1 protein-coding gene is annotated in these 328 nt (G+C 47.3%); it reads right to left on the bottom strand.

Translation table 11 applies throughout. The annotated features are described in order from the left end of the window. Positions 1-328 (bottom strand): hypothetical protein (locus AB4486_RS27610; protein WP_372119992.1); only part of this gene is annotated, 328 nt, incomplete at both ends.

The following is a 328-nucleotide window of genomic DNA, read 5'->3' as shown; positions in this document are numbered from 1 at the left end:
TCGGTACCTGCAGAAAGCGAACTTCCCTCTGGTACATCTTCAATCAAGATAGCGAGATTTTCTGAACCATCGGTATCGGTTAACGCCGCATCAATATCCAGTGGTACTGGCGTATCTTCGGTACCAATAATTTGGTAATCCGCATCAGACACTGTGATTTCAATGTTATCGATGCCAAACGACTCATCACTCACACCTTGGTTCAAGGTTGAACCGAAGCCTAACTCAAGTTGGCCGTCTTCAACGGGTACCGTTAGGTTGATTTGGTGCGCTTGGTCGTTCCAACCACTGAAACCTTCACCTTGCGATACGCCATGAACGACTTCAC

The sequence above is a fragment of the Vibrio sp. 10N.222.55.C6 genome (assembly GCF_041473395.1).
Classification (GTDB): domain Bacteria; phylum Pseudomonadota; class Gammaproteobacteria; order Enterobacterales; family Vibrionaceae; genus Vibrio; species Vibrio crassostreae_C.
Note: the sequence above shows the minus strand (reverse complement) of the source record. Positions and strands in the feature narration are given on the sequence as shown.